This is a genomic window from Luteibacter sp. (genome assembly GCF_051958795.1).
In the GTDB taxonomy this organism is placed as follows: domain Bacteria; phylum Pseudomonadota; class Gammaproteobacteria; order Xanthomonadales; family Rhodanobacteraceae; genus Luteibacter.
In genome coordinates, this window is the sequence record NZ_JBQCFT010000024.1 from 1 (window position 1) to 9,207 (window position 9,207).

The following is a 9,207-nucleotide window of genomic DNA, read 5'->3' on the forward strand; positions in this document are numbered from 1 at the left end:
TGCAGGTCGGAACCATCGCGCTGGAAGATCTTGTGCTCGCGCACGCGCACTTCGACGTAGAGATCACCCGCCGGCGAACCCGCCGGGCCGGCTTCACCCTGGCCGGTAAGGCGAATGCGATCGCCGTTGTCGACGCCAGCAGGAATCTGCACCGACAGGGTGCGCTCTTCCTCGAGGCGGCCTTCGCCGTGGCATTTCTTGCACGGCTTGTCGATCTTCTGGCCGGAGCCATGGCAGGTCGGGCACGCCTGCTGGATGGAGAAGATGCCGTTCTGCATGCGCACGCGGCCGTGGCCGGCGCAGGTGGGACAGGTGGAGACCTTACCGTCTTCCGAGCCCGTGCCGTTGCAGTGGTGGCAGTTCACCTGGGTGGGAATCTCGATCTTCTTCTCGACGCCGAACACGGCTTCCTCGAGGTCGAGCTCCATGATGTAGCGCAGGTCGGCGCCACGGCGGGCGCGCTGGCGACCACCGCCACCGCCGCCGAAAATGTCACCGAAGATATCCCCGAAGATGTCGCCGACGTCGCCGAAACCGGCGCCACCGCCACGACCGAAGCCGCCACCCTCGAACGCCGCATGGCCGTACTGGTCGTAGGCCTGGCGCTTCTGGGCATCGGAGAGGACGTCGTACGCCTCCTTGGCTTCCTTGAATTTGTCGATCGCCTCCGGATCATCCGGATTGCGGTCAGGGTGGTACTTCATCGCGACGCGACGAAAAGTCTTTTTCAGATCCCCGTCGGTGACGGTACGTTCAACACCGAGGATTTCGTAGTAGTCGCGCTTGCTCATGTGACGCTTTTGCTTCCCTTGGACGGACAAACGCGCCGAAGGCTTTCGCCCCGGCGCGGTCGCGTCATTGATACTTCAGACAAGTGGCGCGGGAAGCTACCCGCGCCACGGATCCCACCATCAGGACGATTACTTCTTGTCGTCCTTGACTTCGGTGAACTCGGCGTCGACCACGTCGTCGGGCTGGGCCGAACCGCCGCCCGGTGCCGACTGCTGCGCCGTATCCGAAGCGCCACCCGACTGGGCCGCTGCGTACAGCGACTGGGCGACCTGCTCGAGGTTGGCGATCTTCGACTCAATGGCCGACTTGTCGTCGGTATCCTTCGCCTTCTCCAGATCCGACACAGCGCCGTCGATGCTGGCGAGCTGCTCGGCCGGGATCTTGCCGCCGTGCTCCTTCAGCTGCGAACGGGTCTGGTGCACGAGCTGGTCAGCCTTGTTGCGCACCTGGACGAGGTCGTGGAACTTCTTGTCCTCTTCGCGGTTGGCTTCGGCATCGGCCACCATGCGCTGGATCTCTTCCTCGGACAGGCCCGAGCCCGCCTTGATTTCGATCTTCTGTTCCTTGCCGGTGTCCTTGTCCTTCGCCGACACGTGCAGGATGCCGTTCGCATCGATATCGAAGGTGACTTCGATCTGCGGCGTGCCACGCGGCGCCGAACGGATACCCGAGAGGTCGAACTTGCCGAGCGACTTGTTGGCGTTGGCACGCTCGCGCTCACCCTGGAGCACGTGCACCGTCACCGCGGTCTGGTTGTCATCGGCGGTAGAGAAGGTCTGCGAGGCCTTGGTCGGCACCGTGGTGTTCTTCTCGATGAGCTTGGTCATGACGCCGCCCATCGTTTCGATACCCAGCGAAAGCGGGGTCACGTCGAGGAGCAGCACGTCCTTCACCGAACCGCCCAGCACGCCACCCTGGATCGCGGCGCCGACGGCGACGGCTTCATCCGGGTTGACGTCCTTGCGCGCTTCCTTGCCGAAGAAGTCCTTGACGGCTTCCTGGACCTTGGGCATGCGGGTCTGGCCACCGACGAGGATGACCTCGTTGATGTCCGACACGCGCAGGCCGGCGTCGTTGAGCGCGGTGCGGCACGGCTCGATGGTGCCCTTGACCAGGTCTTCCACCAGCGACTCGAGCTTGGCGCGGGTCAGCTTGATGTTGAGGTGCTTCGGGCCCGAGGCGTCGGCCGTGACGTACGGCAGGTTCACATCAGTCTGGTGCGCCGAGGAGAGTTCGATCTTGGCGCGCTCGGCGTCGTCCTTCAGGCGCTGCAGGGCGAGCTGATCCTGGCGCAGGTCGATGCCCTGCTCCTTCTTGAACTCTTCCACGAGGTAATCGATGACGCGGTTGTCGAAATCTTCGCCGCCGAGGAACGTGTTGCCGTTGGTGGCGAGCACTTCGAACTGCTTCTCGCCATCGACGTTGGCGATTTCGATGATCGAGACGTCGAACGTACCGCCGCCGAGATCGTACACGGCGATCTTGCGGTCGGCCGTGCCGGACTTGTCGAGGCCATAGGCCAGGGCCGCGGCGGTCGGCTCGTTGATGATGCGCTTGACGTCGAGGCCGGCGATCTTGCCGGCATCCTTGGTGGCCTGGCGCTGGCTGTCGTTGAAGTACGCCGGCACGGTGATGACCGCTTCGGTGACCGATTCGCCCAGGAAATCCTCGGCGGTCTTCTTCATCTTCATGAGCACCTTCGAGGAGATTTCCTGCGGTGCCATCTTCTTGCCATCGGCGGTCTGCACCCAGGCATCGCCATTGTCGTGCGCCACGATGCCGTACGGCACGAGCTTGATGTCCTTCTGCACTTCGGCGTCGGTGAACTTGCGGCCGATGAGGCGCTTCACCGCGTAGAAGGTGTTCTTGGCGTTGGTGACAGCCTGGCGCTTGGCCGGCGCACCGACGAGGACTTCGTTGTCCTTGGTGAACGCGACGATGGACGGCGTGGTGCGATCGCCCTCGGCGTTCTCGATGACGCGTGCCGTGGTGCCCTCCATAACGGCTACGCAGCTATTGGTGGTACCGAGGTCGATGCCGATGATCTTGGCCATAAAACGTGCTCCGAATTTCAATGCGGCCCCCGCGGCCGCGACTGTTTGTGGAAATGGGGCCTTGCCCCATCAATTCAATGCGTTGTGAGACTCAGTGGTCCTTGACGACCGCGACCAGCGCCGGGCGCAGCAGGCGATCGTTCAGGACGAAGCCCTTCTGGACCACGGCGACCACCGTGTTCGGCGCATGCTCGGTCGAATCCACCGCGCTGATCGCCTGGTGGTGTTCCGGGTTGAACGGCTGGTGCAGCGGATCGACCAGTACGAGGCCGTTCGACGAGGTGACCTTTTCCAGCTGCTTCAGCGTGAGCTCGAGGCCCTCGCGCAGCGCCTTCGCATCGGCGTTCTCGTTGGCAAGGCCCAGGGCCACGCTGTCGTACACTGGTAGCAGGTCGCCCAGCAGCTTCTCGTTGGCGAAGCGGCGGGCCTGGTCCAGGTCGCGCTGGAGGCGGCGGCGCTGGTTTTCGATCTCCGCCCGCTCGCGCAGCACGGTATCGCGCGCCTGGGACAGCTCGGACTCGAGGGCCGCCAGACGGGCGGTCAGGGCATCAAGATCGGCGTTGACGCTGTTGGCGGCACCGCTCTCCTGCGCCGGATCCGTCGCGTGGGGATCGTGGTTCTGCATGATTACTCCAAATGTAAGCAAACGGCCCCCGCAAGGGGACCGAACATTCGCGGGAAATACTAAACCCGCCTCCCGTGGCGGTTTATGAGGTCGCCACGGCGCGATTCAAGGCATCACTGAGCAATCCGGCGGTGGCTTGTACCACCGGGATGACCCGCTCATATGCCATACGCGTCGGTCCAATAACTCCGATCGCGCCCAGCATGCGGCCGCTGGTGCCGTAGGTAGCCGTGACGATGCTGCAGCCGTCGAGGGCCGAGAAGCCCGATTCCTCGCCGATGAAAAGCCGTACGCCGGGCGCCTTCACGCAGTTTTCCATGAGCTGGAGCAGCTCGCGCTTCTGCTGGAAGGCGTCGAAAAGATCGCGCAGGCGATCGATATCGGCCAGTTCGGAATAGCCCATGAGGTTGGTCTGGCCGCTGACGAGGACGTCGTCGGTGTCGTCGTCCCGGAAGGATGCGGTCGCCAGCTCCACCGCGCTGGCGAGCAGCCGGTTGAGCTCGCCACCGGCCTCGCGCAGCTCGGCCGCCAGGTGGGCCCGGATATCCGCCAGGCGGAACCCGGCGAAGTGGGCGTTGAGGTAGTTGGCAGCCTGTTCGAGCTCGCCCGCGTCGATGGGGCGCGAAAGCTGCACGACCCGGTTCTGAACCTGGTTATCCGAGAAGACCAGGATGACCAGCACGCGGGCATCCGGGAGGTTCACGAAATCGATGTGGCGCAGCGGGAAGTCGCCCTGGCGCGGCACGGTGACCACGCCAGCGAAATGGGTCATGGCCGAGAGCAGGTGGGAAACGTTGCCCAGCAGGTCACGGGTGGTCGTCTGGTGCGGCGGGAGCCCGCCCTGCAGGCGCGCCATCTCGTCGCGCGGCAAGGGCTTGAGCTCGAGCAGGCTATCCACGAACAGGCGCAGGCCACGCGGTGTAGGGATACGCCCCGCCGACGTGTGCGGCGACGCGACCAGCCCCGCCTCTTCCAGGTCGGCCATGATGTTGCGGATGGTCGCCGGGCTGACTTCCAGGCCAGAGGACTTCGCCAGCGTGCGTGAGCCGACCGGCTCGCCATCGGACAGGTATTGCGAAATCAGGGTACGCAACAGTCGCCGCGCGCGAGCATCAATGTCTTGGCCGGAAAACGGATTCATGCGCGTGGTGGGCTGAGGGCGGGATAGCAGGCGATATCAATAAGGTCTGCGCGCCCGCCTTGCAAGTCTCGGTTCCTGCGACGCGGCTCCCGCTACAATTGGCGTGATTCCATCCGCCACGCCGGTGCCCATGCTCACCTCGCTCTACGTCCGCCAGTTTGCCGTCGTTGAAGAAGCCGAAGTGGCCTTCGGGCCCGGGCTTACCGTGGTCAGCGGCGAAACCGGCGCAGGCAAGTCCCTGCTGGTCGATGCCCTGATGCTGCTGGCCGGCGCCCGCGCCGATAGCGGCATGGTCCGGGCCGGCAGCGACCGCGCCGAGCTGGCCGCCGAGTTCGACCTCACCGGCCTTCCGGAAGCCCTGGGCTGGCTGCGCCAGGAGGAACTGGACGATGGCGATACCTGCCGCCTGCGCCGGGTGATCCGCACCGAGGGCAGCTCCAAGGGCTGGATCAACGGCCGCCCGGCCAGCCTGGCGCAGATGTCTGCCCTCGCTGCCCTGATCGTCGAGATCCATGGCCAGCACGAACACCAGGCCCTGCTCTCGCGCCAGCACCAGATGGGCCTGCTCGATGCCTTCGCCGGCAATGAGGAAGGCCTTGCCCGCGTGCGTGACCTGGCGAAGGCCTGGCGCGACGCGGTGGCGAAGATCCGCCAGCTCTCGGGCGGCGACGATCGCGAGCGCCAGATCGAACTGCTCGCGCACGAACTGGAAGAACTGGACCGCTGGGCGCTTGCGCCGGCCGCGCTCGAAGACCTCGAAGCGCAGCACCGCCGCCTCGCGAACGCCGGCCGCCTCGCCGAAGGCGCCAACGGCGTGGTGGAGCTGCTCGATGGCGAGAGCGAATTCGCCATCGGCCGCGCCCTGTTGCGCGCGCATGCCGAGCTCTCGCGGCTCGCCGAGCTGGATGCCTCCCTGGCCCCCACCCTGGAACTGCTCGACAGCGCGCAGATCCAGGTCGGTGAAGCCGTGGACGGCCTGGGCCGCTATGCCCAGGACGTGGAGCTCGACCCGGAGCGCCTCGCCGAGGTGGACACCCACCTCACCCACCTCCACGACCTGTCACGCCGTTACCGGCTGCCGATCGAAGAACTCACGGGCAAGGCCGAGGAACTGCGCGAGCGCCTTGCCGAGCTCGAAGGCGCCGGCGACGCGCTGGAGCGGCTGGGCCGCGAGCGCGACCGCCTGCGCAACGAATACGACGCCGCCGCCGCTACGCTTTCGACAGCGCGCGCCGACGCCGCCGCCCGGCTGGGCTCCTCGGTCGCCGCCCTGATGGGCGAACTCGGCATGTCCAGCGGCCGGCTGGAAGTGGCGCTGGAGCCCGCCGACGGCGACGATCCGGATCCGCAGGGCCGCGAACGCTGCGAACTGCTCGTCAGCGCCAACCCCGGCCAGCCGCCGCGCGCCCTGCGCAAGGTCGCCTCGGGCGGCGAACTCGCCCGCATCAGCCTGGCCATCGAAGTGGCGACGCTGGGCAACGACAACATCGGCTGCATGATCTTCGACGAGGTCGACACCGGCATCGGCGGCGCCGTGGCCGAAGTGGTCGGCCAGAAGCTGCGCGCCCTCGGCGAGCGCGTGCAGGTGCTCTGCGTCACCCACCTGCCCCAGGTCGCCGCGCAAGGCCACAACCACCTCAACGTCGCCAAGGAAAGCGACGGCGAATCCACCCGCACGCGGATCAGGGCGCTCGACGCCAGCGGCCGCCGCGAGGAGATCTCGCGCATGCTCGGCGGCGTGGAAATCACGAAGGAAACCCGCGCCCACGCGAAGAAGATGCTGGATAAGGCGCAGGGCTAATCCGTAGGAGCCCACCCTGTGGGCGACATCTTTCCCCACTCGTTTCGGGGCCTGTGGCTCTTCCGCGCAGGGCGACGCCCACCGGGTGGGCCCCAACGACGATGAGCGGGATTTGCCGCGAGACGGCTAGCTGCGGATCAGCCCGCGCTCCTGCGCCATGCGGTACAGGTCGAGTTCCGACCCGGCGTTGAGCTTGTTCATCACCGCGGCGCGGTGGATGTAGATGGTCTTCTGCCCGATGCCGAGTTCCGCCGCCACCTGCTTCGGCGCCCGGCCGGCGGCGAGCAGCAGGAACACCTCGCGCTCGCGCGCGGTCAGGCGGCTGAAGGGATCGAGATCCTGCGAGGAGCGGCTGGAGCGACGTTCACGCAGGTCCGAGCTCAGGTACTGGTCGCCGGCCAGGACGGCACGCACGGCGGCCACGAGTTCTTCCGGGGCCACGCCCTTGGTCACGTAACCACGCGCGCCACGGCGCATGGCTTCGGAAACGTACGGCTCGCCATCGTGCATGCTCAGCACGACGATGCGCATGTTCGGCTCGATGCTGCCCAGGTGCTCGATCAGCGGCAAGCCGCTGCCATCGGGAAGCGAGAGGTCCACCGCCACGAGGTCCGGGCGGTGCTGGGTCACGGCATCCACGGCTTCATCGGCGTTGCGCGCTTCGGCAACGACGTCCAGGTCCGGTTCCAGCTGGATCAGCCGCTTGAAACCTTCACGGACGATGGCGTGGTCATCTACAAGGACGATTCTTGGCATGGGCTGAATGTAACAGTACTCAACCGAATGTGCGCATATGCGCGCACATGGCGTCAGCGCGCCACATGGGCCGTGTAACATTCACGCGTATGCGCCTTCGCCCCCTTTTCCGCTTCGCCGGCCCGATCATCGCCATCAGCTACGCGCTGGCCTGGGTGATGCTCTGGCCGACCGAGCAGCCGTACTGGGTGCTTCCGTTCGGCCTGCGTTTCGGCGCCCTGCTGCTGACCCGCACGCGGGACTGGTTCTGGATCCTGGGCGGTGAAATCGCCGCCAGCGCCTTCTGCGAGTGGCGCAGCGGCCTACCGATCGGCGGTGCCGGCTTCGTGCTGGGCGATACGCCGGAACCGCTGATGGTCGCGGCGTGCCTCTGGCTCCTGCGCCGCGCGCACCTGCATGCCAGCCTGAATACCCCCGAAGACGTCGCCCGCCTGCTGCTCTCGGCCATGGTCACGGCGACGGTGGCCACGGCCGGCAACGCGGCCATGATGGCCTCGCTGCACCCCGCGGCGCCGGTCGAAATGCTCGGCACGACCTTCGGCAGCGACCTGCTCGGCAATTACCTCGGCGTGCTGCTGGTGGTGCCGGTGATGGTGCTGGTGTTCCGGGAGCGCCCCACGCAGACTGCGCTGGCGGAGCTGTTGCTCGACGGCCTGCTGGTGATGCTGCCCTCTCTGGCCATCCTGGTGACCCTGGCCGAGTACTCCCCGCAACCCCAGTTCGCCCGGGTGCTTTCGCTGGCGCCCGTGCTGTTCTTCGCTTTCCGGCACGGCTGGCGCGGTGCCGGCCTGGCCATGCTGATCACGAGCGTGGGCCTGAACGTCACCGAGGACATGATCGGCCGTGGCGCCCCCACGGCGGCCGCCCACCTGTTCCTTGCCGTGGCCGGCACCGGCACCCTGATGCTCGGCGCCGCGACCGATGCCCTCCGCCGCAGCAGCGAACGCGTGGCCCAGCAGAACACCCACCTGGCCGCGGCCAACCAGCGGCTCGACCAGCTGGCCCGCCAGCTCCGCGACGCGGCCCGAGGCAACCTGCAGGCGGAGGAAAGCCTGCGCCGGCACATGGCCTCGGAGCTGCATGACGAGCTCGGCCAGAACCTGACCGCCATCCAGACCCACCTGAAGCTCGCCCAGAGCCGCCTCGGCAACGCGGGCCTGGACGACATCGGCAGCGCCATCAACGGGATCCTCGGCCATATGCGCCGGGCCCTGCACAAGATGCTGGATAGCCTGCGCCCGTCGGTACTGGACGAGTTCGGCCTGCTGCGTGCCCTGGACGAGGGCCCGATCCGCGACATGCTGACCGCGGCCGGCATCCACTATGTCACCGACCTGCGCGGCGAGCCCCGGCTGCTCGATGACGACACCCTGACCGCCATCTACCGCGTGGTCCAGGAGAGCGCCACCAACGTCGTGCGCCATTCCGGTGCAAAGGAAATGCGCCTGCGCCTGCGGATCGGCCTGCGTGACAGCGGCCCCGTAGCCGTCCTCGACATTCGTGACGATGGCCATGGCCTGCCCTCCACACCGCGCCCGGTCAGGACCGATGGCGGCGGTCGCGGCCTGCAGGGCATGAGTGACCGGATCACCGCCCTGGGCGGCCTGTTCCGCATCGTCCCAGAGCCCGTGGGATTGCATCTCCGCGTGTTGCTCCGCAGCACAAGTATCGGAACGAACATAGGAAATTTTCCAATAGCCGGTTCGTGAACGCTTCGTTACGATCCTTCCATCGATGTGGGGGAGCCGCCGTCGAGAGACGGTGAGCCCAGGTCGATCGTGGGGACGATCGACCTGAAGAGGCGACAGGATGTCAGCCTCGCCGGCGCCAGGTGGTGTACGGGATCTAGCGAGCAACTCGCGATCCACGAACCACCAGGTATCCGGATCAGCCGCCGGTGGACAGGAGTCCACCGGCGGCGTTTTTATTTGTGCCGCCGAAAACCTGCCCGCCCCCTGTGGGAGCGGGGGGGGGGGCGGCGGGGGGGGGGGGGCCCCCCCCCCCCCCCCCGCGCCGCCCCCCCCCAGCGCCCCCACCA

Annotated in this window: 7 protein-coding genes; 2 read left to right on the top strand and 5 right to left on the bottom strand. The window is 66.9% G+C overall.

Annotated elements, in window-relative coordinates; all coding sequences use genetic code 11:
- The 4 genes from dnaJ to hrcA form a co-directional block, all read right to left on the bottom strand.
- Nucleotides 1-791, bottom strand: a 791-nt coding sequence (gene dnaJ / locus ACTHLF_RS01525; protein ID WP_440324224.1) for a molecular chaperone DnaJ, incomplete at its 3' end; no start/stop codon positions are given.
- Nucleotides 792-920: 129 nt separating this feature from the next.
- Nucleotides 921-2,846 (bottom strand): molecular chaperone DnaK, encoded by a 1,926-nt coding sequence (gene dnaK, locus ACTHLF_RS01530; protein WP_440324226.1) that lies wholly within the window; start codon nucleotides 2,844-2,846, stop codon nucleotides 921-923.
- Between the two features lie 91 nt (nucleotides 2,847-2,937).
- Nucleotides 2,938-3,471, bottom strand: a complete 534-nt coding sequence (gene grpE, locus ACTHLF_RS01535) for a nucleotide exchange factor GrpE (protein ID WP_440324227.1) — start codon at nucleotides 3,469-3,471, stop codon at nucleotides 2,938-2,940.
- Nucleotides 3,472-3,553: 82 nt separating this feature from the next.
- The gene (hrcA, locus tag ACTHLF_RS01540) at nucleotides 3,554-4,612 is read right to left on the bottom strand and encodes a heat-inducible transcriptional repressor HrcA (RefSeq protein ID WP_440324229.1); all 1,059 of its coding nucleotides are present in this window, start codon (nucleotides 4,610-4,612) and stop codon (nucleotides 3,554-3,556) included.
- A 130-nt stretch (nucleotides 4,613-4,742) separates the two neighbouring features.
- Here hrcA and recN point away from each other — a divergent pair, with 130 nt between their 5' ends.
- Nucleotides 4,743-6,413: a DNA repair protein RecN gene (recN, locus tag ACTHLF_RS01545; RefSeq protein WP_440324234.1), complete on the top strand. Its 1,671-nt coding sequence runs from the start codon at nucleotides 4,743-4,745 to the stop codon at nucleotides 6,411-6,413.
- 126 nt (nucleotides 6,414-6,539) lie between these two features.
- On the opposite strand, the gene ACTHLF_RS01550 is transcribed toward recN, so the two are convergent.
- Nucleotides 6,540-7,169, bottom strand: coding sequence for a response regulator (locus ACTHLF_RS01550; RefSeq protein ID WP_440324231.1), 630 nt, complete (start codon nucleotides 7,167-7,169; stop codon nucleotides 6,540-6,542).
- 89 nt (nucleotides 7,170-7,258) lie between these two features.
- Between ACTHLF_RS01550 and ACTHLF_RS01555 the strand changes: the two genes are divergently transcribed.
- A complete protein-coding gene (locus ACTHLF_RS01555) occupies nucleotides 7,259-8,878 on the top strand; it encodes an MASE1 domain-containing sensor histidine kinase (RefSeq protein WP_440324232.1) in 1,620 nt (539 codons plus the stop codon).
- Nucleotides 8,879-9,207: the final 329 nt, after the last annotated feature.

Coding starts and splice junctions, on each gene's coding strand:
- dnaK (WP_440324226.1), bottom strand. CDS start 2,846: ATGGCCAAGATCATCGGCATCGACCTCGGTACCACCAATAGCTGCGTA.
- grpE (WP_440324227.1), bottom strand. CDS start 3,471: ATGCAGAACCACGATCCCCACGCGACGGATCCGGCGCAGGAGAGCGGT.
- hrcA (WP_440324229.1), bottom strand. CDS start 4,612: ATGAATCCGTTTTCCGGCCAAGACATTGATGCTCGCGCGCGGCGACTG.
- recN (WP_440324234.1), top strand. CDS start 4,743: ATGCTCACCTCGCTCTACGTCCGCCAGTTTGCCGTCGTTGAAGAAGCC.
- ACTHLF_RS01550 (WP_440324231.1), bottom strand. CDS start 7,169: ATGCCAAGAATCGTCCTTGTAGATGACCACGCCATCGTCCGTGAAGGT.
- ACTHLF_RS01555 (WP_440324232.1), top strand. CDS start 7,259: ATGCGCCTTCGCCCCCTTTTCCGCTTCGCCGGCCCGATCATCGCCATC.